23 protein-coding genes are annotated in these 24,173 nt (G+C 42.2%); 18 read left to right on the forward strand and 5 right to left on the reverse strand.

The features are described from left to right. Window positions 1-210: 210 nt before the first annotated feature. Window positions 211-1,131: a DMT family transporter gene (locus PSE60_RS03940; protein ID WP_004912327.1), complete on the reverse strand. Its 921-nt coding sequence runs from the start codon at window positions 1,129-1,131 to the stop codon at window positions 211-213. Window positions 1,132-1,232: 101 nt separating this feature from the next. Here PSE60_RS03940 and PSE60_RS03945 point away from each other — a divergent pair, with 101 nt between their 5' ends. From PSE60_RS03945 to PSE60_RS04000, 12 genes are all read left to right on the forward strand, one after another. Further along, window positions 1,233-2,045: a helix-turn-helix transcriptional regulator gene (locus PSE60_RS03945; RefSeq protein WP_004912323.1), complete on the forward strand. Its 813-nt coding sequence runs from the start codon at window positions 1,233-1,235 to the stop codon at window positions 2,043-2,045. Between the two features lie 86 nt (window positions 2,046-2,131). Then, entirely contained in the window at window positions 2,132-3,268 is a 1,137-nt protein-coding gene (pdxB, locus tag PSE60_RS03950) for a 4-phosphoerythronate dehydrogenase PdxB (protein WP_272664624.1), read from the forward strand. Window positions 3,269-3,342: 74 nt separating this feature from the next. Beyond that, a complete protein-coding gene (locus PSE60_RS03955) occupies window positions 3,343-4,353 on the forward strand; it encodes an aspartate-semialdehyde dehydrogenase (RefSeq protein ID WP_210837023.1) in 1,011 nt (336 codons plus the stop codon). Next, a complete protein-coding gene (truA, locus tag PSE60_RS03960; protein ID WP_210837022.1) occupies window positions 4,353-5,168 on the forward strand; it encodes a tRNA pseudouridine(38-40) synthase TruA in 816 nt (271 codons plus the stop codon). The genes PSE60_RS03955 and truA overlap by 1 nt, the downstream gene beginning before the upstream one ends. A 65-nt stretch (window positions 5,169-5,233) precedes the next feature. Further along, entirely contained in the window at window positions 5,234-5,920 is a 687-nt protein-coding gene (locus tag PSE60_RS03965; RefSeq protein ID WP_042851864.1) for a DedA family protein, read from the forward strand. A 104-nt stretch (window positions 5,921-6,024) separates the two neighbouring features. Beyond that, window positions 6,025-6,996 carry an acetyl-CoA carboxylase, carboxyltransferase subunit beta gene (gene accD, locus PSE60_RS03970; protein WP_210837021.1) on the forward strand — a complete coding sequence of 324 codons (972 nt, stop codon included), beginning with the start codon at window positions 6,025-6,027 and terminating at the stop codon, window positions 6,994-6,996. Then, window positions 6,986-8,275, forward strand: a complete 1,290-nt coding sequence (folC, locus tag PSE60_RS03975) for a bifunctional tetrahydrofolate synthase/dihydrofolate synthase (protein WP_210837019.1) — start codon at window positions 6,986-6,988, stop codon at window positions 8,273-8,275. Before accD ends, folC begins: the two co-directional genes overlap by 11 nt. Before the next feature lie 5 nt (window positions 8,276-8,280). Beyond that, window positions 8,281-8,922, forward strand: coding sequence for a cell division protein DedD (gene dedD, locus PSE60_RS03980; protein WP_004912302.1), 642 nt, complete (start codon window positions 8,281-8,283; stop codon window positions 8,920-8,922). 179 nt (window positions 8,923-9,101) lie between these two features. Continuing rightward, window positions 9,102-9,605, forward strand: a complete 504-nt coding sequence (cvpA, locus tag PSE60_RS03985) for a colicin V production protein (RefSeq protein WP_004912301.1) — start codon at window positions 9,102-9,104, stop codon at window positions 9,603-9,605. A gap of 14 nt (window positions 9,606-9,619) precedes the next feature. Beyond that, entirely contained in the window at window positions 9,620-11,137 is a 1,518-nt protein-coding gene (purF, locus tag PSE60_RS03990; RefSeq protein WP_004912298.1) for an amidophosphoribosyltransferase, read from the forward strand. A gap of 292 nt (window positions 11,138-11,429) precedes the next feature. After that, entirely contained in the window at window positions 11,430-12,254 is an 825-nt protein-coding gene (locus PSE60_RS03995; RefSeq protein WP_210837017.1) for a YwqG family protein, read from the forward strand. A gap of 104 nt (window positions 12,255-12,358) precedes the next feature. Then, window positions 12,359-12,931, forward strand: coding sequence for a UbiX family flavin prenyltransferase (locus PSE60_RS04000; RefSeq protein WP_210837015.1), 573 nt, complete (start codon window positions 12,359-12,361; stop codon window positions 12,929-12,931). A gap of 3 nt (window positions 12,932-12,934) precedes the next feature. On the opposite strand, the gene PSE60_RS04005 is transcribed toward PSE60_RS04000, so the two are convergent. Then, on the reverse strand, window positions 12,935-13,846 hold the full coding sequence (locus tag PSE60_RS04005) for a TIGR01777 family oxidoreductase (RefSeq protein ID WP_272664625.1): 912 nt from the start codon (window positions 13,844-13,846) through the stop codon (window positions 12,935-12,937). Window positions 13,847-14,321: 475 nt separating this feature from the next. On the opposite strand from PSE60_RS04005, the gene yfcD reads away from it, so the two are divergent. From yfcD to PSE60_RS04025, 4 genes are all read left to right on the forward strand, one after another. Then, a complete protein-coding gene (gene yfcD, locus PSE60_RS04010) occupies window positions 14,322-14,864 on the forward strand; it encodes an NUDIX hydrolase YfcD (RefSeq protein ID WP_004912292.1) in 543 nt (180 codons plus the stop codon). 238 nt (window positions 14,865-15,102) lie between these two features. Then, window positions 15,103-16,347 (forward strand): M24 family metallopeptidase, encoded by a 1,245-nt coding sequence (locus PSE60_RS04015; RefSeq protein ID WP_272664626.1) that lies wholly within the window; start codon window positions 15,103-15,105, stop codon window positions 16,345-16,347. A 10-nt stretch (window positions 16,348-16,357) separates the two neighbouring features. Then, window positions 16,358-16,555, forward strand: coding sequence for a DUF3311 domain-containing protein (locus PSE60_RS04020; RefSeq protein WP_210837007.1), 198 nt, complete (start codon window positions 16,358-16,360; stop codon window positions 16,553-16,555). After that, a complete protein-coding gene (locus PSE60_RS04025; RefSeq protein WP_272664627.1) occupies window positions 16,552-17,994 on the forward strand; it encodes a sodium:solute symporter family protein in 1,443 nt (480 codons plus the stop codon). Before PSE60_RS04020 ends, PSE60_RS04025 begins: the two co-directional genes overlap by 4 nt. Before the next feature lie 58 nt (window positions 17,995-18,052). Here the strand turns inward: PSE60_RS04025 and PSE60_RS04030 are convergent, their stop codons facing one another. Next, on the reverse strand, window positions 18,053-18,523 hold the full coding sequence (locus PSE60_RS04030; protein WP_210837003.1) for a DMT family transporter: 471 nt from the start codon (window positions 18,521-18,523) through the stop codon (window positions 18,053-18,055). A 95-nt stretch (window positions 18,524-18,618) separates the two neighbouring features. Between PSE60_RS04030 and PSE60_RS04035 the strand changes: the two genes are divergently transcribed. Continuing rightward, entirely contained in the window at window positions 18,619-19,515 is an 897-nt protein-coding gene (locus PSE60_RS04035; protein ID WP_272664628.1) for a LysR family transcriptional regulator, read from the forward strand. A 54-nt stretch (window positions 19,516-19,569) separates the two neighbouring features. On the opposite strand, the gene pta is transcribed toward PSE60_RS04035, so the two are convergent. Beyond that, window positions 19,570-21,699, reverse strand: a complete 2,130-nt coding sequence (pta, locus tag PSE60_RS04040; protein WP_210837028.1) for a phosphate acetyltransferase — start codon at window positions 21,697-21,699, stop codon at window positions 19,570-19,572. Window positions 21,700-21,786: 87 nt separating this feature from the next. Then, entirely contained in the window at window positions 21,787-22,989 is a 1,203-nt protein-coding gene (gene ackA / locus PSE60_RS04045) for an acetate kinase (protein WP_210837000.1), read from the reverse strand. A gap of 596 nt (window positions 22,990-23,585) precedes the next feature. Here ackA and yfbV point away from each other — a divergent pair. Next, window positions 23,586-24,041: a terminus macrodomain insulation protein YfbV gene (gene yfbV / locus PSE60_RS04050; RefSeq protein ID WP_004912272.1), complete on the forward strand. Its 456-nt coding sequence runs from the start codon at window positions 23,586-23,588 to the stop codon at window positions 24,039-24,041. Window positions 24,042-24,173: the final 132 nt, after the last annotated feature.

Consider the following 24,173-nt stretch of genomic DNA (forward strand, 5'->3'; position numbering starts at 1 on the left):
ATCCTTCATCTGAAAAACGGTAATCCGATAAATGATACCAATGATGGGCGAACTAAAGGTGAATTGAGTGATTTTAAAATGTCACAAAGTATTAATAATGAGGAATATTAAAGGAAAATAAACGAAGGAATGAAGAGGATTTCAAACATAGCCCCACAACGTGGGGCATATGAGTGACGACATTGCATTTATTGCTTTTGTAACTCTATTCTACTGGCAAGAATCCTCTTGAACCACCTTTTTTTCACGGCGGAATAATTCTGTCAGTGGCGTACGTAATTGTTGCGCTAACATTACCCCGAGTAAGACCACACCACCACCGATTAAATGGTAACTTTTGAGTTCTTCACCTAAGGCAAAAATGGCGATAATGGCGGTGAAAACGGGTGCTAGGTTCATAAAAATGGAGGTTGTATTCGCCCCAAGGCGCATAACTCCTTGGATCCATAATGCAGGCGCAATAATGGAAGCCGCAATACCTGCAAATACCACTAAACCGATATTTTGACTGTTCAGAGAGACATCTTCAGCTAATAAGAAATTAGGGAACAGCATGATAACGCCAAAGAAAACTTGAACGTACAGTGAGTCCCAACTGGATAACTGGATTGACCAACGTTTAGTAAGCACACCGTACAGGGCATATGCCGCAGACGCAACCAACATCATGGCTTCCCCTTGGCCTAAGCCTTGTGAGAATAACGCGCTTGGGCTTCCTTGGCTCACTAACCACACTAATCCACATAATGAAAGAATTGAACCTAGCACAATCCCCACGGTAGGAATAACGCGTAGTACAAAAATACTAATAATTACTGTTAGTAATGGGATCATGGAGTTCATAATTCCCATAAAAGTAGCGCTCACGCTGTGCGCGGCATAATAAGCTAAACTTTGGTATAGCATCATCCCTAAAGCGCCTAAAATGGCAAGCTGCCACCAATGCTTCCTGACCATTTTAAAATTTCGAAGCACAGAACGTAATACAAAAGGCGTCATTACAAGCAAGGCCAGCGCCCAACGGTAAAAAGAGATTGCCGCAGGGTCAATAGCGGTTGATGCTGCTTTGTTAACAATGGCATTAATTGACCATAATAAAACCGCAATCAGCGGAAAAAGAAGATTTTTCATTAAAACACTCTCCCATATTGAATGGGCGCTAGTATACATCTGTCCGATTTTTTATATATACTGATAACCAGACAATCGATAACGCTTTTCAGACAGGTACCATGGAAAATTTAAAATCAGACATTTGGCAAATCAGCGAATGTAATATCGCAGAGCCTGAATTGGTTGCTTTTCGGCATGAGCAAACTGCCGCCCTCACTGAGTATAAATCCCATTCGCATCCTTTTGGACAAATGCTGTATGTGGTGTGTGGCATCATGGAAATGGAGGTGGCTGGCCAACATTATTTAGCGCCGCCAGAGTTTTGCATTTGGATCCCTGCGAATATCCCCCATGCTAGCTTTAATAAAGAAAGTGTCAAATTTCGGATTATAGATTTTGCTCATGAATACAATCAAGTGCTGGCTCAACGGCCGTGTGTGATTAAGCTTAGTCCGATATTTCAATCAATTATGACGGATATGTATCAACGCGGTATTGTTCAGCCTGAAACAGAGCAAGACTTGCGTTTGGCTCATGTGCTGATTGATCAATTTCCATTGTCTCCATGCCAAGACACCTATTTACCTGTTTCAAAAGATAAATTTCTTGCTCCCATCTTGTTAGAGCTACAAGGTGACCCTGCAGATAACACAACGTTAGCACAATGGGCAAAACGCTATTATACATCGGAACGCACATTATCAAGGCGCTGCCAGCAAGAGTTAGGAATGTCGTTTAGTGAATGGCGTCAACGTTTACGCTACCTACATGCCGTTGCCGGGCTAGAAAAAGGAAAAAGTGTACATGAAGTTGCATTGGATGTTGGATATAGCTCGGCATCCGCCTTTATTGCGATGTTCCAGCAAATATCAGGTGTGACACCAGATCGTTTTCGAGCGAAAGAATTTACAGTAGAAGGTAACCTCTCATAGGCATCTGGCTTAAACCGTGGCAAAATATTGCTCCATTTATCTATATAACGACACACAACAAACAAGTGATTGATTGGGACAACAGCGTGAAAATTTTAGTCGATGAGAATATGCCATATGCTCAAACTTTATTTAGTGAGCTTGGTGAAGTGAAAGCGGTACCGGGGCGTCCTATACCAGAACAAGAATTAATTGATGCAGATGCATTAATGGTACGTTCTATCACTAAGGTTAATGAATCACTGCTCGGTAATACACCGGTTAAATTTGTTGGAACCGCGACAGCCGGTTTTGACCACATTGATACCGAGTGGTTATCAACCGCAAATATTGGTTTTTCATCAGCACCGGGTTGTAATGCGATAGCGGTCGTTGAATATGTCTTTTCCTCACTATTACTGCTAGCGGAACGCGACAACTTTGATTTGCGTGATAAAACAGTAGGAATTATTGGTGTTGGTAATGTCGGAGGGCGTTTAGCTGCTAGGTTATCGGCTTGGGGAGTCAAAACATTACTCTGTGACCCACCGCGTGCAGCCAAAGGGGACGACGAGCTATTTGTTTCTTTTGAAGATGTGCTCAAGCAAGCTGACGTGATAACCTTCCATACTCCGCTGAATATGTCTGGGGAATATCAAACTTTCCATTATATGGATGAAACGGGTTTAGCAAAATTACGAGATGGCACCATTTTAATTAACGCAAGTCGAGGTGAAGTAGTTGATAATAAAGCATTATTATCTGTGCTTAATCGAGGAAAAAAACTGAGCGTTATCTTAGATGTGTGGGAGCCAGAACCAGATTTAGACACTGCACTTTTAGCATTAGTGGATATCGGTACTCCGCATATTGCGGGCTATACGTTAGAAGGCAAAGCCCGAGGAACGACGCAAGTTTATGAAGCTTACTGCCAGTTTCTCGGCAAATCGTCACAAATTTCCCTTTCATCCTTATTGCCTAAGCCAGATATCAGTCAATTAACTTTCAATGGTAAATTAACGCAAAACCAGCTCAAAAGGTTAGTGCATCTCGTGTATGATGTGCGCCGAGATGACGCAGCGTTAAGAGCGGTTGCAGGGGTAAAAGGCGAATTTGATAAACTGCGTAAAAATTATCAAGAACGTCGTGAATGGTCATCCCTTGAAGTGATTTGTGATGATGAACAAACGGCATCAAAACTCAATGCACTGGGTTTTAAGGCAAGTTTAGTTAGCACAAAATAAATGAGTTAAAATGATCACCTATTAAATAGCGCCAATTGGGGCTATTTAATTTTTTATTTTTTAGAGGAATAGCCATGACTGAAGGTTGGAATATTGCAGTATTAGGCGCAACCGGTGCTGTAGGTGAAGCTATTATTTCACTGTTACAAGAAAGAGAATTCCCAGTCGGCGAGCTGTATTTACTGGCCAGTGAGCGTAGTGCAGGGGAGAGCGTACGTTTTAATGGCAAAAGTATTCAAGTTGAAAACGTGACTGATTTTGATTGGTCACAGGCACAAATTGCCTTTTTTGCAGCGAATGAAGGTGTCAGCCTACAATACGCTGAATTAGCGGCGCAGGAAGGGTGTATTGTCATTGATACTAGCGGCGTATTTGCTCAAGAACCCGATGTACCACTGATTGTCCCAAATGTGAATCCGCAAGTACTCGCTGATTATCGCAACCGTAATATTATTTCATTGGCAGACAGCTCAGTGAGTCAATTATTAACGGCAATCAAACCGCTGATGGACGCGGCAGGGTTAGGGCGTATTACCTTAACCAATATGTTGTCGGTTTCCAGTTATGGTAAAGCCGCTGTCGACGAGCTGGCAGGGCAAAGTGCGCGTTTATTAAATGGTATTCCTGCTGAAGAAGGCCGTTTTAGTAAGCAATTAGCCTTTAATATGTTGCCATTATTGACTGACATGGAAGGCAGTGTCGTTCATGAACGTCGTTTGGTTGAGCAAGTGCGTAAAGTACTGCAAGATGATGGCTTACCAGTGGCCGTTAGCTTTATTCAATCCCCTGTTTTTTATGGGAATGCGCAAGTCGTTCATTTAGAAACGTTGCGCCCAATGAGCGCAGAAGAAGCTAACGAAGAACTTGAACGTTTTGAAGATATTCAGGTCTCAGAAGAGGGTGATTATCCTACCCAGGTGACTGACGCGTCTGGTCATGACCAATTAAGCATAGGTTGTGTACGTAATGACTACGGCATACCAGAAATTTTACAGTTTTGGTCAGTGGCTGATAACGTGCGTTTCGGTGGCGCATTGATGGCGGTAGAAACAGCAGAGAAACTGGCTCAGGAGCTGTTTTACTAATGTCTGAGTCTACACAGTTGTATCGAATCGCATTAGGTATTGAATACAACGGCAGTCGTTATTTTGGTTGGCAACGTCAGCAAGAAGTTAAAAGTGTTCAAGGCTGTTTAGAGGAAGCTTTGTCAAAAATTGCAGCGGAGCCAATTAGTGTGTTTTGTGCAGGGCGTACAGACGCGGGTGTCCATGCTACCGGGCAAGTGGTGCATTTCGAAACCTCTGCCATTCGTAAAGAAGCGGCTTGGACTATGGGGGCGAATACCCATTTACCTGCGGATATCGCTGTTCGCTGGTGTAAACCGGTGGCTGAAGAGTTTCATGCACGTTTTAGTGCAACAGCGCGTCGATATCGTTACGTGATTTTTAATCATCGTTATCGGCCTGCGATTTTATCGAGTGGCGTAACGCATTTTCATTATCCACTCGATGAAAAAAGAATGCATGAAGCGGCACAGGCACTATTGGGTGAGCGTGATTTTACCTCATTCAGAGCAGTCCAGTGTCAGTCAAGGTCGCCATGGCGTAATGTGATGCATGTGAATGTCAGTCGCCACGGTAATTATGTGGTGGTAGACATCAAAGCCAATGCATTTGTTCACCATATGGTGAGAAATATTGTCGGAAGTCTGTTGGAGATTGGATGTGGTAACCAAAACATTGATTGGATGGCGCATCTTCTTGAATTAAAAGACCGTACAAAGGCAGCTGCAACTGCAAGAGCAGAAGGGTTGTATTTGGTGAGTGTCGATTACCCAGAGAAGTTTGAACTACCTCAGAATGTGATGGGGCCGCTTTTTCTGGCAGATGAACTGATGTAAAGCGAATTTTTATTTATCTCATAATTATTGCAAATAGCATGGATGCTATTATTGATGAGGATTATATGGAATTTATCACTTTTATTATCGACTTTATTTTACACATCGATGTACATCTTGCTGAACTGGTCAGAGATTATGGTACGTGGGTCTATGGTATCCTGTTTCTGATCCTATTTTGTGAAACAGGGTTAGTGGTCACACCATTTTTACCGGGAGATTCGTTATTATTTGTTGCTGGCGCGATTTCGTCATTAGACAGCAATGACCTGAATGTCCATTTAATGGTCGCGTTAATGATTACTGCAGCGATTATTGGTGATGCGGTAAACTACACCATTGGGCGTATTTTTGGTGAGAAATTATTCAAAAATCCGGACTCGAAGATTTTTCGTCGGGTTTATTTAGATAAAACCCATGCTTTTTATGAAAAACATGGCGGTAAAGCGATTATACTGGCGCGCTTCGTGCCGATCGTCAGAACTTTTGCACCATTCGTTGCAGGAATGGGTAAAATGTCTTATCGTCACTTTGCTTTTTATAATGTGACGGGCGCATTTATTTGGGTATTATTATTCACTTATGCGGGTTATTTCTTTGGTGAATTACCGTTCGTACAAAAGAATTTGAAATTACTGATAGTCGCGATTATCTTTGTTTCAATTTTGCCGGGCGTTGTTGAAATTATTCGTCATCGTCGAATAGCAGCGAAAGAAAAGCGTGCGGCAGCGCAAAAAATCGATAACCACTAGATGGTTTAACAAGTTTTTATCCACAGTGAGATATCATTGTGGTTTAATGGCAAAAAATTACATACTGGTGATAACCAGAGTGAATCAGACAAAAAGGTCCATTAATGAGCTGGATTGAAAAAATTTTAAAGAAAGGTAACTTGACCCAATCACACAAAGCCAACATCCCAGAGGGAGTTTGGACTAAATGCGATAGCTGCGGGCAAGTATTATATGGTGCTGAATTAGAGCGTAATTTATCCGTGTGTCCAAAATGTGACCATCACATGCGAATTCACGCACGTCAGCGCTTAGAAACCTTCCTTGATGAAAACTCAACAACAGAATTAGGCAGCGAACTTGAGCCTAAAGACATTCTGAAGTTCAAAGATTCAAAAAAATATAAAGATCGTATTGTTGCAGCACAAAAAGAAACCGGTGAAAAAGACGCGATCATCGTGATGAAAGGCACGTTGAAAGGTATGCCAGTTGTGGCTGCGGCGTTTGAATTTGCCTTTATGGGCGGTTCAATGGCTTCAGTTGTCGGTGCGCGTTTTGTCCGTGCTGTTGAACAAGCTCTGGAAGATAACTGCCCGTTGGTCTGTTTCTCTTCAAGTGGCGGTGCACGTATGCAAGAAGCACTGTTGTCATTAATGCAGATGGCAAAAACCAGTGCCGCATTAGCAAAACTGCAAGAGCGTGGCTTACCTTACATTTCAGTATTAACTGACCCAACCATGGGTGGGGTGTCTGCAAGTTTGGCAATGTTAGGCGATATTAACGTGGCAGAGCCGAAAGCGTTAATTGGTTTCGCAGGGCCACGTGTTATCGAGCAAACTGTTCGCGAAAAATTACCGCAAGGCTTCCAACGCAGTGAATTCTTACTTGAAAAAGGCGCGATTGACATGATTGTTCGCCGCCCTGAGATGCGTGACCGTTTAGCTGAAATATTGGCGATGTTAACCAATAAACCAAGCTTTAATGAGACACCAATCATCGTAGCGGAAACGGTTGAAATCGACATCGATGCCGTTGATGAACTTGATGCCCAAGAGCCAAAAAAGGATTCTGAAAAGCATAAAAAAGATGATGAGTAATCTAATCATTCCTAATGCCAAGTCTCCATTGGAGGCTTGGCTTTCTTATCTCACCGACTTACATAGCCAAAATATTGATATGGGGTTGGAGCGAGTTGGTCAAGTTGCTAGGAAAATGAACTTAACGCAGCCTGCCCCCAAAGTTATCACTGTGACGGGAACCAACGGAAAAGGGACAACTTGCCATACACTAGAGTCCATATTTATGGCGTCTGGCTTAAAAGTTGGGGTATACAGTTCACCGCATCTTATCCGTTATACCGAACGCGTTCGTATTCAAGGCCAAGAACTTCCCGAGTCTGATTTCTGTGAGGCATTTGCCATAATTGAAGCTCAGCGAGCAGATATTTCTCTCACCTATTTTGAATATGGCACTCTGGCCGCACTGCAATTATTTAAACAGGCTAAACTCGATATTGTGATTTTAGAAGTCGGTTTAGGTGGGCGGTTAGACGCGACCAATGTCGTTGATGCAGATATAGCCGCAATCACCAGTATCGCACTTGATCACACTGATTGGCTTGGTTCAGACCGTGAACATATTGGTTATGAAAAAGCCGGTATCTTCCGTGCTGGCCATTATGGTGTGGTTGGTGAGCCGGATATGCCAGCTTCAATCAGTCAAGTGGCAGAGCATTTAGGCACGAAGCTATTTCGTCGTGGGACGGATTGGCAATACAGTGAGCAAGCAAATAGCTGGTCGTGGCAAAGTTCACAGCGTGAATGGCATAATTTGCCGTTACCGAATGTCCCTTTAGCAAACGCAGCAACAGCACTCGGTGTGGTGAGTTGCTTATTGGAAATTGATGCTGATATTGCCCAAAAAGTGACTGAGTCCGCTATTCATCGAGGTTTGGAATCAGCTCAATTACCAGGGCGCTTCCAAATTATCGGTGAAAAACCGTTGATGATCTTGGATGTGGCGCATAACCCTCATGCTGCAGGCTACTTAGTCAGTAAATTGGCTGCCTTACCTGAAACTAAAGGTCGTCATATTCGTGCGGTTGTCGGGATGCTAGGTGATAAAGACATCAAAGGTACGCTTGAGTGTTTATCACAACAAGTCACCGATTGGTACCTTGCGCCATTAACTGAGTTTAGGGGGGCTGATGTGGCTCAACTGAGTCAACATTTACCGACAGCTAACCAGTTTGACAGCGTAGAAAAAGCGTGGCAGCAAGCTTGCATCGATGCAAACGAGCAAGATGTGATTGTGGTGTGCGGGTCATTTCATACCGTTGCTCACGTCATGATGTTATTGGAAAATCAAGAAGGATAGTGCCGGTGGCTAGTAAATTTCAGAATCGACTTGCTGGCGCCATTGTGCTTGTTGCAGTGGGGGTTATTGTGCTTCCTGCTCTGCTTGATGGCGATAAGAAATACAATGAAAATGAATTTGCGGCCATTCCTATTATCCCTAAACCGGGTGATGAAGAAGATATTGAAGCAATAGCGCCTATTGTCAGTACGACAACCACTGCTTCTTCAGAAGGTGCTTCTGAAGCCATGTTGTCAGAAGCCATTACGCAGCAACAGAATGAGCAGGTTGAAACTCGGCCATCGACGACAACTCCTGCGCCGAGCGTAGTTGAACCCGTCAAGCCGGAGCCTAAGCCTGAACCTAAAGTTGAGCCGAAACCACAACCCAAACCCGAGCCTAAGCCAGAACCTAAGCCTCAACCACAGGGCAAAGCGTTTGTTGTGCAAGTGATTGCATTGAACAATGCAAGTAAAGTTGAAGAGATTGTCGCTAAACTAAGGTTGTCCGGTTACCAAGTTTATACGGTTCCTGCCAAGCCGGTGAATAATAAACTCACGCGGATCTACGTCGGGCCTGAGGCTTCAAGGCAGAGACTAGAAGCGGCTTTACCAGAACTGAATAAGATTACGGGGACAAAAGGGATAATCCAAAGCTATAAACCTTAAAATAGAATTTAAATAATCCCTAAAAGGTAAGGGGATTTAGTAACTTACTGCGGCGATTATGATTTTTTCTTTTCGCCGCTATTTTTTTTAATTTGATAGAAAAATGGTTACGCAAACGTTTTCGTTTTCTGTTAGAATGCACTTCGCTGATGTCGTGAGTGCGAATTTTGGAATGAAATATGGTCTGGATAGATTACACAATTATCGCCATTATTGGCTTCTCGGCACTAGTTAGCTTGATCCGTGGTTTTGTACGAGAGGCGCTCTCACTGGTGACATGGGGCTGTGCTTTTTTTGTTGCGAGTACGTTTTATCCTTACTTAGCGGGCTACTTTACCCGTTTTGAGGATGTGCTGGTTAGAAATGGCATTGCTATCGCCGCACTGTTTATTGCCACATTAATTGTTGGCGCGGTGGTGAACTATGTGATTAGCTCGTTAGTACAAAAAACCGGGTTATCAGGTACAGATCGAGTTCTGGGGATCTGCTTCGGTGCGCTGCGTGGTGTGTTAATAGTTTCGGCATTACTGTTTTTTCTCGATACATTTACACCATTACCTCAAAGTGAGGACTGGCAGCGTTCGGAACTTATTCCGCAGTTCAGTCATATAATCAGGTGGTTTTTTGACTACCTGCAAAATGCGTCAAGTTTCCTACCGGAGAACATTTCTCCGTCTGGCTGATGAGGAAAGACTAAATGTGCGGTATTGTCGGTATCGCCGGTGTTACACCGGTAAACCAATCAATTTATGATGCTCTCACGGTGCTTCAGCATCGTGGGCAAGATGCAGCAGGTATTGCCACGATTGATGGCAAAAACAACATTCGTTTACGCAAAGCAAATGGTCTTGTTAAAGATGTATTTGAAACACGCCATATGCTGAGATTACAGGGATGCATGGGGTTAGGGCATGTCCGTTATCCAACAGCAGGTAGCTCAAGCGCTTCTGAGGCGCAGCCTTTCTACGTAAACTCACCTTTTGGTATTACACTTGCGCATAATGGTAATCTGACAAACGCTCATGAACTCACTCGGAGTTTATTTGAAACCGCGCGTCGCCATGTTAATACCACCTCTGATTCTGAGATATTACTGAACGTATTAGCGCATGAGCTGGATAGGTTTGATCATTTCCCTCTCGAACCAGACAATGTTTTCAGCGCTGTGTCAGCCATGCATAAAAAATTACGCGGTGCATATGCTTGTGTAGCGCTAATTATTGGCCATGGTATGTTAGCTTTCCGAGACCCTCATGGGATCCGCCCGTTAGTACTAGGGCGTCGCATTACTGAAAGCGGTGAGCATGAATATATGGTCGCTTCAGAAAGTGTTGCACTTGATACATTAGGGTTCGAATTTTTACGCGATGTTGCTCCGGGCGAAGCGGTCTATGTGACGGAAAAAGGGCAACTATTTACACGCCAATGTTCTGATAACCCGCAATTGACCCCATGTATCTTTGAATATGTGTATTTTGCTCGCCAAGACTCTTTTATTGATAAAGTGTCTGTGTATAACGCAAGATTACGCATGGGGCAAAAATTGGGCGCCAAAATTGCTCGAGAATGGGAAGATTTAAACATTGATGTGGTAATTCCTATCCCAGAAACATCGTGTGATATCGCGCTAGAAATCGCACATATTCTGGATAAACCATACCGCCAAGGTTTCGTGAAAAATCGTTATGTTGGTCGTACGTTTATCATGCCGGGTCAGCAAGAGCGTCGTAAATCAGTCCGTCGTAAGCTCAATGCGAACCGCGCGGAGTTTCGTGATAAAAACGTCTTACTCATTGATGACTCCATTGTTCGCGGCACAACATCTGAGCAAATAGTTGAACTCGCGCGTGAAGCGGGAGCAAAAAATGTTTACTTTGCTTCAGCGGCACCAGAAGTGCGTTTCCCGAACGTATATGGCATTGATATGCCAAATGCAAATGAATTAATAGCACACGGTCGCGAAGTGGATGAAATTCGCAAACTTATCGGTGCAGATGGGCTAATTTTCCAAGATTTGACCGATTTAGTCGCTGCCGTCCGTGAAGAAAACCCTGAAATCACAGAATTTGAGTGCTCCGTGTTTGATGGTATTTATGTGACCAAAGATATCGACCAAAGTTATTTAGACTACCTAGAAAACTTACGAAAAGACGATGAGTTAAAGTTGAAGGATCAGAGTGAGGTTGAAGACCTAGAGATTTATAACGAAGGCTAAATTTTCGTCAATTTTCGTCATAGTTTGGGCTACAGCGTTGTTGGCTTCACAAATTCGCCCTGGTCACGTAGTTTTCTACGCTCCTAGGGTCTCTTTGCTAGCCGCCTAGCTGTAACCCTAACTATATAGAAAATCCACAGTGATTCTGATTTTTCCCATCTTTAATCTGTAGCCTAAAATATCAAGAAAACTATGACGTTAAATGAAGGCGTAAGTTACAGTTATGTCTGATTTAAAATACGTAAAAATCGAGTAAGCTAGAGGGACATTAACTGCCTATTTGGAGCGATATATGGCTGATTTCAACTCCCTTCCTGATGTGATTAAACCTTTTGTAGATAAAATCAAATCCACTAAAAAATCCCTTGTTGAAATGACGTTAACCCCAGTTGAAGACTATATATTATGGGATAGTCGTGTCGGGGGAATGCCGTATTTGCCGCTAAATGAAAAGTATCCGACGAATAGCGAAGGAACGCCGCTCAAGTTACTTGCCCAAATTAATTTTGCACAAATGCCTAACTTAGAAAATTACCCTGAAAAGGGCATTTTGCAGTTTTTTATTGGTGGTGATGACTTATATGGAGCCGACTTTGAACAAAGGCAAAAACAGGAAGATTTCTGCATTATTTATTGGGAAGAGGTTATTGAAGATGCCGCCCAATTAACCCAAGATTTTTCCGCCGTGATTGCAGCCCATTCCGATGATTACTATACCCCTATAGATCACCAATACAGTATTGAATATACGCCTGCGGAACAGTTCATCAGTATTGATGATTTCCAATTTGGCCAGAAAATTTTAGGGGTTGATAACCTCTACGATTATGAGGACCAATTTGACGGTGAAGACTTTTACGACGAATGGGTTGAGCCTTACAGTGATACTTTTGAATCAGGGGCACATTGCATAGGCGGTTATCCGTTCTTCACTCAAACCGACCCAAGAGAATACGAAAAAGATATTCAACAATATGAATTACTTCTCCAAATAAATACCGATTATGAAATAGGGATTATGTGGGGAGATATGGGAGTGGGTAATTTTTTTATTCACCCCGATGACCTGAAGAAAAGGGATTTTAGTCGAGTTGTGTATAATTGGGATTGTGGTTAATTGCTTAAATTTTCATTATAGATAGGGTTGCAGCATTGTTGGTATCTGCAATTTGAGTGAATATTGTATATAATGCGCTGAGTTATCGTGAATAGGGCAGCGAAATGAAAAAACTGATCATTGGGTTAACAGGGGCGAGTGGGGCTATTTATGGTGTCCGGTTGCTTGAAGTGTTGAAACCTGTTAAAGAGGTGGAAACCCATTTGGTGATGAGTGCGGCTGCCCGTCAAACATTAGCATTAGAAACTGACTATAGTGTAAAAGAGGTTCAGCAGTTAGCTGACCATAACTATGATAGTCGCGATATCGCCGCTGCAATTTCTTCAGGTTCGTTTCGCACTGCTGGAATGGTGATCATGCCCTGCACCATGAAGACACTGTCTGGCATTGTTCATAGCTACACTGATACCTTAGTCACAAGAGCGGCCGATGTGGTCCTCAAAGAAGGGAAAAAATTGGTGTTAGGTGTACGAGAAACACCATTACATTTAGGCCATTTGCGCTTAATGGTACAAGCGGCAGAGATGGGAGCCGTGATCATGCCCCCGATGCCAGCGTTTTATCACCAACCTGAAACAATCCAAGATATTATCAACCAAACCGTTAATCGTATCCTTGATCAGTTTGATATAGAACTGGAGCAAGACCTATTTCACCGCTGGCAAGGGGGGAAATAACCCTTACTCATCTGTATGTGGAATAAGCAAGTCAGTAAGCGCTTCTTTTAATTCTATATGCTCAAACTGGAATCCTGCTTCTTCCAACCTTTTGGGAATTGCCTGTTGACCACCCAACACCAGTGCTGCAGACTCTCCCATGATGGTCTTAATCACAAAAGCGGGCGTTCGCACAAATGAAGGGCGATTGATAACATCACCTAACGTGGCAGAAAATAAGTCATTATGGACTGGATAAGGCGATGTCATATTAAAGGGCCCAGAAAGCGTTGGGCTATCCAATAGAAAACAAATTGCCCGAACCATATCGTTGATATGTATCCATGGCATATATTGTTTTCCGTCACCGATTGGACCTCCCGCTCCCATTTTGAAAATGGGGAGAATTTTAGCCAGTAAACCACCATTCGCCGATAGCACTAGGCCTGTGCGTAATAAACAAACGCGCGTTTTTTCCGATTGTGCATTAGCGGCTAACGCTTCCCAATGCTGTGTGAGTTGGTGAGTAAATTCATCGTGGGGTTGCTCGTCTTCAGTCACGACCGACTGGCCTTGGTTGCCATAATAACCGACAGCAGAACCCGATAAAAATACACGAGGTGGCGTTTCACTGGCGAGGATTAACTCGCTCAGCTTTTGCGTCAATTTCCAACGACTATCGCACAATAACTTTTTTTGTTCTTCGGTCCAGCGCTTTTCCGCGATCGGTTCGCCAGCAAGGTTAATAACGGCATCAAAGTCATTCAGGTGAGTTTGATCATTAAGAGACGTCCAGCACTCAACCGCCTTGCAAAAATGGCTATAAACTTTCTGCGGAGAACGGCTTAACACAGTAACCTGATGTCCAAGAGAAATCAGTTTTTGGATAAGTGGTGTTCCGATTAGCCCGGTGCCGCCTGTTATGAGTATCTTCATCGCCATCCCCGTCATATTTCAAACCGCATCGTTGTTGCTTGCGTTCTGTCAGCTTAGTCACATACTTGTGTATGCTCCTTATCCCCGTCATATTTCAAACCGCAGCGTTGTTGCCTACGTTCTGTCACCTTAGTCACATACTTGTGTATGCTCCTAAGGATGCCATCTCTTAGCGCCTAGCTGCAATTTGAACTATTTAGGGGATATCCCTGAGATCAGTCACAAACTACAGCGTTATGATTTAACTATAGCATTTGTGAATACAATTTGTATGATTTGCTTGGACTACCTTAAAGAAACTTGGCCTCATTATCATTGCAATAAAGAAGTGCTTTTTATGATGGCAACTAATTACAAATTCAGCTAGGATCATCTCCATAGGCGCGGATCAATGCGGATTGATATTATCTGGCACACAATAATAATCAGTCTAATGATATAAGCATTTTTAGCTTAAAAATAAAAGGTTTACAGGATGGAACAACCAACCGAAGTCGTTGAATGGGTCGATATTGTTGATGAAGACAATACGGTGATTGCTCAAGCAACACGTAGCCAAATGCGGGCAGAAAACCTACGTCACCGTGCAACTTACATAGTTGTTCATGACGGAATGGGCAAAATATTGGTTCAACGACGCACTGATATTAAAGATTTTCACCCCGGTTTCCTTGACGCAACAGCAGGTGGGGTCGTGACAAAAGGGGAAAACATCCTTGATTCTGCAAAGCGCGAAGCTGAAGAAGAGCTGGGTATTGCAGGCGTTCCTTTTGCGGAACATGGCCATTTTTATTTTGAAGATGCGCATTGTCGTGTTTGGGGCGGGTTGTTTAGCTGTGTGAGCCATGGCCCATTTGCTTTACAAGAATCTGAAGTTGTTGAAGTCAGTTGGTTGACTCCGAAAGAGATCAGCGCACGCTGTGATGAATTTACGCCAGATTCACTCAAAGCGCTTTCTTTGTGGTTAACTCGCAATAATGAGTTAGAAAAAACCATCACTTGTGCTGAAAATTCATAACCAATCAGATTTAAATTATTAAAGGGCTATTTTATTTAGTCCTTTTCTTTATTTTCCCCAAAATCAAATCTCTAGCAAAGTTAATTTCTGGCTAATATATAACGATTAGTTATAACCAACTTGCATGCTAAACGATGTATTCATTTCCACACTAGATATAATGTGACAGAACTTAACATTTATCGTTTGCGATATGATGCACTGCTTGATGTATATATAACGCTTCGAGAGAATAAAAATGACAATTGATAAACAGAATACTTTTTTGAAACAACAACACCTTGAGAACGTAACCAATAAAGCCCGTGAGATTATGGAACGTGAAGGGATTGAAGCATTAATCGCAACCGTGGGTGATAACTTCTATCACCTAACCAGTTTTGCAAGCTTCTTTATGTACACTTTCAGGCAAACAGGCTCTGCGATTGCGGTTATTTTTCGCGATCCTTCCATAGAATCATTGGTTATTATGAATGAATTTGAAGCAGCAAATTTGTCGCTTCAAATGCCTAATGCAAAGATTAAAACATTTCCAATATGGGTGGATGTCGACGACCCTTACAACCCTGAAAATGGCAAAGTGATGAAGGCTAGGCCAATTAATAGCCCAATTGAAACGATTTTCAATTTACTCAAAGAAGCGTTGTCAGAAGCGGGGGTTTATGGGAAACCAGTTGCGATTGAATTAAATCAAATTACACATACTGGTAAGGTATGGTTGGATAGGGTTATTCCCGGTTTAAATTTGGTTGACTCTTCGCCGTTATTTAATGAATTACGCATGATTAAAAGTGCGTGGGAAATCGCTCATCTCAGAAAATCTGCACAAATTACAGAAGCCGGTATCGCTGCTGCGAGTCAATTAATCGGGGTTGGCTGTACTTCAGCGGAATTAACCGCTGCTTTTAAAGCTAAAGTGATGGAATTCCCTGAAACGAACTATAGTCGCTTCAATTTAATTTCAGTGGGCAGTGATTTTTCACCCAAAATGATCCCAGATGACCAACCGGCAAAAGAAGGTGACTTAATTAAATTTGACTGTGGTGTAGATGTGGCAGGTTATGGTGCTGATATTGCAAGGACATTTGTGGTTGGTCAACCGAATGAAAAAGTCGCTGCTATTTATCACACTATCTTAAAAGGCCATCAATATATGTTAAGCCGAGTTGCACCCGGTGTTGCATTAAGTGATGTTTTTAATGAAACAATGGCCCTCATTCGTTCTTCGGGTTTACCTCATTATAATCGTGGGCACCTAGGCCATGGTGATGGGGTATTCGTTGGGTTAGAAGAAGCCCCTTTTGTGAGCGCGGCGACGACAGAGATATTTAGACCTGGGATGGTGATGAGTTTAGAAACACCGTATTACGGGATTGGTGTTGGCGGCATTATGATTGAAGATATGCTGCTTATTACTGAAGACGGAGTAGAAATGTTAAGTCATTTGCCTCGTGAATTAATTTCTTTCGGGCAAGTGGAATAAGGGGCGGTATATGAAGTGGTATCATTATTTAGTTATTTTTCCAATCCTCGCATTAACCGTAGGTATCTATTATGCCAACCAAGTAGAACCTTTTGTTATGGGCTTGCCATTTTTAATGTTCTGGATTGTCTCATGGGTGATTATTACAGCCTTAGTTATGTTACTAATCAATGTATTAGATAATAAAAATACGAAGGAAAGCTCATGAGTTCCGCACTAATTATTATTACTATTTTTTTCCTATTTAGCATTTATCTTGCTATCCGTGCTAAAAAAGGCAAAACGATGGATCACGAAGGGTGGTCTGTCGGTGGGCGCAGCTATGGTGCATTACTGGTTTTCCTTCTAAGTGCAGGGGAAATATATACCACGTTTACTTTTCTTGGCGGAAGCGGCTGGGCTTACGGTAAAGGACCTGCGATTCTATATACCTTAGCGGTCAATGCTTTTATGGGGATCTTTTTATACTGGGTACACCCAAGAGTATGGCGCTTTGCAAAAGATAATGATGTCAGAACGATTTCTGAGTTATTTACCAAGAAATACCAAAGCCCGGGGTTAGGGTTATTGATTAGCTTGATTTCTATTGCTGCGATGGTGCCTTTATTTGTTTTGCAGCTTAAAGGATTAGGTATTATTGTTTCTCAAGCGTCTTATGGAGCAATTCCTGCGGATATTGCCATCTGGATTGGTATTATTGCAGTAACATTATTTGTGATGATTTCCGGTATTCATGGGTCAGCTTGGACATCTGCACTGAAAGATTTAATGATTTTAATTGTGGTGGTATTTATCGGTATTTATATCCCACTTCATTATTACGGTAGTTTTGGGGATATGTTTAAAGCGATAGATACAGCGATGCCAAGCTTTTTAACATTCTCCGAAACGGGTCTAAATATCCCGTGGTATATTTCCACAATATTCTTATCTGTGGTTGCCTATTTCTGTTGGCCGCATTATATGGCCGCAGTGTTTACTGCAAAAGATGAAAAATCACTGAAACGTAATAGTATTTTGATCCCAGCGTACAGCTTGATTATGCTATTCGCATTTTTCGTCGGTTATGCCTCTATACTGCAAATTCCGCATCTTGAAGGGGCGGCCGTAGATTTATCGTTGTTTGAGATATCTAAAAGCACCTTCTCACCTATTGTGGTTGGTTTTATTGGTGCTGCGGGTATGCTAACCGCATTAGTCCCAGGGTCGATGTTGTTGCTAACCACCTCTAATATGTTAGCGGGAGTTGTACAAAAAGCGATGGGTGTGAGTGAGGAAAAACGCCAGTCTGGCGTTTATGCACGCTTTATGGTGCCTGTTGTTGCGTTAGTCAGCTTGTATTTTATTTTCCACAGTAACGATACCTTGGTGGCTATTATGTTACTCGGGGTCAATATTGTTGCACAGTTTTTCCCAGCTTTATTGATGAGCTTTAAACAGAAAAACCCAATGACACCTGCGGGGGCTATTTGTGGGATTTCTGCGGGGGTTTTATTTCTTGCGGTAACCTATATCGAGAAAATTTCTTTAGCGCAATTGTTCCCTTGGTTAGGGGAAAGTTTAAGTTTCATGAATATCGGTATTGCTGCATTTATTCTGAATATTATTGTGGCAGTGGTTGTTTCGTTATTGACCCGTAAAAAATAATATTGGGATATGAAACTAAGTTAAATACCCGCCATTGATGCGGGTATTTTTATGCTGATTATTTACGAGACAATTGAACGCAAAATACTCCCGTAATCACTAAACCAATTCCAAGTATTTTTCCAAGTGGAACGGGATTTTGTGGCATTCCAAACCAACCGAAGTGCTCTATCAAGGCTGAAATCATTAACTGTCCTACAATTACCATAACAAAGAACGTCGTGCTGCCAATTCTAGGAACTAAAATCAGTGCTGAAGTTAGATAGAGCATACCGGCAAGCCCGCCAAACCAAATCCAGATAGGTTGCTGGAAAAGCTCAATACTAAAATTTGGTCTTGGTACTTTAAACATAAATAATAATGGAATGAGTACGATTATACTGATAATCAAGGAAATTGCTGTTGCCCATAGTGGATGACCTAATTGACGTGCTAAGAGTGCATTACTCGCTGCTTGGATAGGTACAACTACCCCAGCAAATAGGGCCACTAATGCCAAGAGTACCCCAGATAATGACAGTGTAGACATATAAACCTCAGAGTTATCATTATTGATTTAAGATGAGCTTAATGAGCGGGAGACTGATTGGGAAATGAACAATTTTATAAGGTACTATTCGTCAAATGAATAACTTAAGAAAATTAGATTTAAATCAATTGGTTACATTGTTGGTTTTGTTGCGAGAGCGTCATGTAAGCCGCGCAGCTGAGGCGCTACATAAAAGCCAACCTGCTGTTAGTCATACATTGAACCAGTTGCGCGAGCTATTTCAAGACCCATTATTGGTTCGCCAACAAGGACAGTACCAATTAACCAGTAAGGCTGGGGCTTTGTATGAACCATTATTAAATGCATTAGAACAGCTTGATTATTTGATTTCTCAACAAAATTTCCGGCCAGAGTTATGTCATCGGCAGTTTAATATCGCTTTATCTGACTACGGTGCGGCAATTATTACATTACCGCTCACACGTTATTTGCGGTTACATGCACCTGATGTTGATTTGAAAATTTGGCATTGTAGTCGTGAAGAAATGCAGACTAAATTACAAGAAGGGAGTTTAGATTTGGCATTTGGGGTGTTCAATTCATTGGATAATACCCTACATACACAGTCTATTTTTCAAGACCAAATGGTAAGTGTGGCAGATAAATCGATTTGCCCAAAAGGAGCGATGGAGCTGAATGAATGGCTTTCATATCCACATGTTGCTGTCAGTATGAAACCTTTTGACGCAAATGAAGTAGATATTCAATTAAAGCGCTTAAATCAACAAAGGCGTGTTGCTGTTACGGTGCCTTATTGGCAAGTTGCGCCACAATTGATTGAAAACACGGATTTGATTTTAACTGTTGCCCAGAAAGTATTTTCACAAGGAATGAATGAGCAGTGTGTTATGTTTGAGCCGCCAATTGAAATTCCGTTGCTCGATTTTCAGATGATATGGCATGAACGTAGTGATACAGACAATGCATTAAGTTGGTTAAGAAACACTATTTCCGGTTTATTACAGTCATAAAAAATGCCAACCAGTTAAGTAAGCTGGCTGGCATTCATCGCAATAATCGACTAATTAAGCGTTTTCGTTTTGTACTGCTTGGATAGCGGTTAATGCAACGGTATAAACGATGTCATCAACTAACGCGCCACGAGACAAGTCATTGACCGGTTTACGCATACCTTGCAACATTGGACCGATGGAGACAAGGTCAGCAGAACGTTGTACGGCTTTATACGTGGTATTACCGGTATTTAAGTCTGGGAAGATAAATACGGTCGCTTTACCTGCAACTGGTGAATTAGGTGCTTTGGATTTAGCCACATCAGCCATTACTGCGGCATCGTACTGTAATGGGCCATCAATCATCAGATCTGGGCGTTTTTCTTGTGCTAAACGGGTTGCTTCACGTACTTTCTCAACATCACTACCCGCACCTGAATCACCTGTGGAATAGGAAATCATCGCAACGCGTGGGTCAATACCGAACGCTTTTGCAGAATCAGCGGATTGGATAGCGATTTCTGATAATTGTTCTGCAGTTGGGTCTGGGTTGATAGCACAGTCACCATAAACAAAGACTTGTTCAGGTAGTAGCATAAAGAAAACAGAAGAAACTAATGAGCTACCCGGTGCTGTTTTAATTAATTGCAGCGGTGGACGGATAGTATTTGCAGTCGTATGAACAGCACCAGAAACTAGGCCATCAACTTCGCCTTTTTCCAGCATTAGTGTCCCTAATACGACGTTATCTTCTAGTTGTTCACGTGCAACAACCTCTGTCATTCCTTTGCTCTTACGTAATTCAACGAGGCGAGCAACATATTCTTCGCGGACTTTAATTGGGTCGACAATTTCAATACCAGTACCGAGTTCAATACCTTGCGCGGCAGCAACCCGACGAATGTCTTCTGGGTTACCTAACAGTACGCAAGTTGCAATACCGCGCTCTGCACAGATAGATGCAGCTTTAACTGTGCGAGGTTCGTCGCCTTCAGGAAGAACAATACGCTTGCCTGCTTTACGAGCTAATTCCGTTAACTGATAACGGAATGCAGGTGGTGATAAGCGATTAGGGCGTTCAGAGTCTGCAACCAGTGATTCAATCCAATCACTACTAATATGACGAGCGACATAGTTTTGAATTTTTTCAATACGCTCATGGTCATCCGCAGGAACTTCTAAGCTAAAGCTTTGTAAATTCAGTGATGTTTGCCATGTATTGCTTTTCACCATGAAAACAGGCAAGCCAGTTTCGAAGGCTTGTTCACAAAGTTGGCGAATAGGCGCATCGATATTGTAGCCACCAGTGAGTAGAACTGCACCGATTTCAACCCCGTTCATTGCCGCCAGTGATGCGGAAACTAATACATCAGGGCGATCCGCTGAGGTCACTAATAATGAGCCTGGACGGAAGTGTTCAAGCATGTGCGGGATGCTACGTGCACAGAAAGTCACAGATTTAACGCGACGAGTTTTGATTTCGCCTTCATTAACAATCTCTGCACCTAAGTGTTTTGCCATGTCAATTGCACGGGTGGCAATTAAATCAAAGTTCCATGGAATAGATGCCAGTACCGGCAGATTCAGCGCAGAAAGTTGCTTAGTATCGAGGTTAGCTACAGTTGCCTTAGTTGAATCGTCAAAGATTTCAGATAGGTCAGGGCGAGTACGACCTTGTTCATCAACAGGGGCATTCACCTTGTTGATGATCACGCCAATAATATTTTTATTGCGTTGGCCACCAAATTCGTTACGTACTAGCTCTAAACGCTCTTGCATTTGTGTAATTGAGCTGTTGCCTGGTGCAGTGACGAAAACAATTTCTGCGCCTAATGTTTTGGCAATTTCATAGTTTAATGATTGAGCAAAAGAGTGTTTACGCGTTGGCACTAAACCTTCAATTAAAATCACTTCCGCATTTTTTGTGTGGTCATGATAGCGAGCTACGATTTCTTCCATTAATACATCTTTTTTGGAAGAGGTCAGTAGCGATTCAACGTATTCCATTGTCAGTGGTTCAACAATGGTAGTAATACTTGAATGAGAACGCAGGACTTCAGTGGTTTGGTCTTTATTGCCAGAGACGCGTGGCTGTGCGATAGGTTTGAAAACGCTTAATTGAACACCTTTTTGTTCCATTGAGCGAACGACACCTAGGCTAACGCTAGTTAAGCCAACGCTGGTGCCAGTAGGTATTAACATAATTGTACGGGACACGGGAACCTCTTTCTTTCGGTTACTCTAATGACAAAACGATACCGCCAGCTAGTTGCTGGCGGTAGAAGTTGCTTATGCGGTTAAACGCGCAGTATCTTGGGCGATAACCAACTCTTCATTGGTTGCGATAACCAGCGCTGGGCGGCTGTTATCGGTAGTGATTAAACCTTCTTTACCGAAGCGTGCCGCTAAGTTACGTTCGTGGTCATATTCGAAACCAAGGATTGCCAGTTTCTTCAAGGTGATTTCACGTACTTGTGCTGAGTTTTCACCAATACCACCGGTGAAGATGATAGCATCAAGACGGCCTTCCATCAGTGCACTATATGCACCAACATATTTCGCTAAACGATGGCAGAAAACATCCATTGCGCGAGTTGCGTCTTCTTTAGTGCCGTAGTTATCTTCAACATAACGGCAGTCGCTTGTTACACCAGTTAAACCTAATAAACCCGATTCTTTGGTTAGCATTTTATTGATTTGATCAACACTCATACCTAAAGAATCATGTAAATGGAAAATAATTGCAGGGTCGATATCACCACTACGCGTTCCCATTACCAGGCCTTCTAATGGCGTTAAGCCCATTGAAGTATCAACACATTTACCGTTAACAATGGCAGTAACAGAACCACCGTTGCCTAAGTGGCAAGTGATAACATTGAGCTCATCAACAGGTTTGTTAAGTTTTTTCGCAGCTTCACGGGAAACATAGTAATGGCTTGTGCCGTGCGCACCATAGCGGCGGATACTATGCTCTGAATATAATTCGTATGGCAATGCATACAGATAAGCTTCCTGCGGCATGGTCTGATGGAATGCGGTATCAAAGACAGCGACATTTTTGTTGATCAGATGCGGGAAGGATTTTCTTGCTTCTTCAATACCGATGAGATGAGCAGGATTATGCAATGGTGCGAATGGAATAGCCGCTTCAATGCCTTCGATCACTTCGTCTGTAATTAATACAGAAGAGGTAAATTTCTCACCACCATGAACAATACGGTGACCAATGGAGGTGATTTGCTCTGATAGCTCAGGTTTTTCAGCAAGAATAGTGTTAACAATGAAATCCAATGCTTCGCTATGCGCTGCACCAGCACCTAAAGGCGCTTCTTTCTTAGCACCATCCATTTTCCACTTAATACGGGCTTCCGGGAGGTTAAAGCACTCAGCTAATCCAGATAAAAATTCATCGCCATTAGTTGGGTCGATGATGGCGAATTTCAGTGAGGAGCTACCGCAGTTTAGAACCAGTACCAGCTTACTTGACATGGAAATACCTATCGTTAATTGTTGTTGTGAAGCCTTTTAAACAACATGAAAAGACTCAGATTAAAAATATACCGCTAGAGCCTAGCGTATTTATGACCTGAAACATCATGATTGATATCATGTTAAAGGCGAAAAAGTTAAAGATCGTGAGACCTCTAGGGGTTTGATAAAGCAGGCGCTATCCTTTTTTACAAAGGTATATAAAAGTAAACCTTCGCACCTAGTGTTGAAATAACGACCAAAAACCCCAATATATATAACTGTTGTCTATCTTCAGTTTCGAAAATGGATAAAGCTACAAAGTAACAAATGCAACAGCAATTCTAAATGTGGCAGATTCTACTAAAAATATTTTATATTTTATACGTTTTTTTTAAAAATAGGGACTTTGATTGATTAAAATCATAAGTGACGTATAAAGTGGTGTTATAGCACAGGGTTACATTGCTATTAGAATAGCTGATATTTAGTAAAGTGACTTAACTTAAGGTAAATGTAATGAAATAATTTCGTTATCTTAAATGTGCTATGATTTTATCATGGCGCAATCTACAGATTATTGCCTCAGTTTTTAAGAAGTCGATAGGAAACGTTTCATGAGTACATTACAAAGTACACCGCCCGGTTTTTTTAAACGCTTTAGATTAGGTAACCGCTATCTGAAGACCTTTCCTATGGAAAAAAAACTGTCGCCAATCTTCCCCGAAATTCGCATCAACAAAGCTGTCCGCTTTGGTATTCGTTTTATGCCACCGATTGCAATTTTCACGTTAGCATGGCAAATCGCGCTAGGTGGGCAATTGGGACCCGCCATTGCTACGGCACTTTTTGCCTGTAGTTTGCCAATGCAAGGCCTATGGTGGTTAGGAAAGCGTGCTTCGACGCCTTTGCCATCTAGCTTATTGAGCTGGTTTTATGAGATCCGTGATAAGTTTACAGAGGCGGGGATCGCTATGGCACCAGTTGAACACCAACCCGATTATATGGCGTTAGCTGACTTGCTAAAACGTGCATTTAACCAGCTAGATCGCTCTTTTATGGAAGATATCTAAGGGATGATTTCCACTAAAAGGTAGATTTAACAATAAGTAATGCAAAAAGCGTGTTTAGATCAATAAAAGCGATGTTTTCACTGTCTATGATTGATGTTGAATGCGAAGATAAGCCATACTTTTTAGTGGGAG

Source organism: Providencia sp. PROV174, from assembly GCF_028480685.1.
GTDB classification, from domain to species: Bacteria; Pseudomonadota; Gammaproteobacteria; order Enterobacterales; family Enterobacteriaceae; genus Providencia; species Providencia rettgeri.

What these genes read in the sequence shown, in the direction of transcription:
- PSE60_RS03940 (WP_004912327.1), bottom strand. Translation starts at nt 1,131, where the DNA reads ATGAAAAATCTTCTTTTTCCGCTGATTGCGGTTTTATTATGGTCAATT.
- PSE60_RS03945 (WP_004912323.1), top strand. Translation starts at nt 1,233, where the DNA reads ATGGAAAATTTAAAATCAGACATTTGGCAAATCAGCGAATGTAATATC.
- PSE60_RS03955 (WP_210837023.1), top strand. Translation starts at nt 3,343, where the DNA reads ATGACTGAAGGTTGGAATATTGCAGTATTAGGCGCAACCGGTGCTGTA.
- truA (WP_210837022.1), top strand. Translation starts at nt 4,353, where the DNA reads ATGTCTGAGTCTACACAGTTGTATCGAATCGCATTAGGTATTGAATAC.
- PSE60_RS03965 (WP_042851864.1), top strand. Translation starts at nt 5,234, where the DNA reads ATGGAATTTATCACTTTTATTATCGACTTTATTTTACACATCGATGTA.
- accD (WP_210837021.1), top strand. Translation starts at nt 6,025, where the DNA reads ATGAGCTGGATTGAAAAAATTTTAAAGAAAGGTAACTTGACCCAATCA.
- folC (WP_210837019.1), top strand. Translation starts at nt 6,986, where the DNA reads ATGATGAGTAATCTAATCATTCCTAATGCCAAGTCTCCATTGGAGGCT.
- cvpA (WP_004912301.1), top strand. Translation starts at nt 9,102, where the DNA reads ATGGTCTGGATAGATTACACAATTATCGCCATTATTGGCTTCTCGGCA.
- purF (WP_004912298.1), top strand. Translation starts at nt 9,620, where the DNA reads ATGTGCGGTATTGTCGGTATCGCCGGTGTTACACCGGTAAACCAATCA.
- PSE60_RS03995 (WP_210837017.1), top strand. Translation starts at nt 11,430, where the DNA reads ATGGCTGATTTCAACTCCCTTCCTGATGTGATTAAACCTTTTGTAGAT.
- PSE60_RS04000 (WP_210837015.1), top strand. Translation starts at nt 12,359, where the DNA reads ATGAAAAAACTGATCATTGGGTTAACAGGGGCGAGTGGGGCTATTTAT.
- PSE60_RS04005 (WP_272664625.1), bottom strand. Translation starts at nt 13,846, where the DNA reads ATGAAGATACTCATAACAGGCGGCACCGGGCTAATCGGAACACCACTT.
- yfcD (WP_004912292.1), top strand. Translation starts at nt 14,322, where the DNA reads ATGGAACAACCAACCGAAGTCGTTGAATGGGTCGATATTGTTGATGAA.
- PSE60_RS04015 (WP_272664626.1), top strand. Translation starts at nt 15,103, where the DNA reads ATGACAATTGATAAACAGAATACTTTTTTGAAACAACAACACCTTGAG.
- PSE60_RS04020 (WP_210837007.1), top strand. Translation starts at nt 16,358, where the DNA reads ATGAAGTGGTATCATTATTTAGTTATTTTTCCAATCCTCGCATTAACC.
- PSE60_RS04025 (WP_272664627.1), top strand. Translation starts at nt 16,552, where the DNA reads ATGAGTTCCGCACTAATTATTATTACTATTTTTTTCCTATTTAGCATT.
- PSE60_RS04030 (WP_210837003.1), bottom strand. Translation starts at nt 18,523, where the DNA reads ATGTCTACACTGTCATTATCTGGGGTACTCTTGGCATTAGTGGCCCTA.
- PSE60_RS04035 (WP_272664628.1), top strand. Translation starts at nt 18,619, where the DNA reads ATGAATAACTTAAGAAAATTAGATTTAAATCAATTGGTTACATTGTTG.
- pta (WP_210837028.1), bottom strand. Translation starts at nt 21,699, where the DNA reads ATGTTAATACCTACTGGCACCAGCGTTGGCTTAACTAGCGTTAGCCTA.
- ackA (WP_210837000.1), bottom strand. Translation starts at nt 22,989, where the DNA reads ATGTCAAGTAAGCTGGTACTGGTTCTAAACTGCGGTAGCTCCTCACTG.
- yfbV (WP_004912272.1), top strand. Translation starts at nt 23,586, where the DNA reads ATGAGTACATTACAAAGTACACCGCCCGGTTTTTTTAAACGCTTTAGA.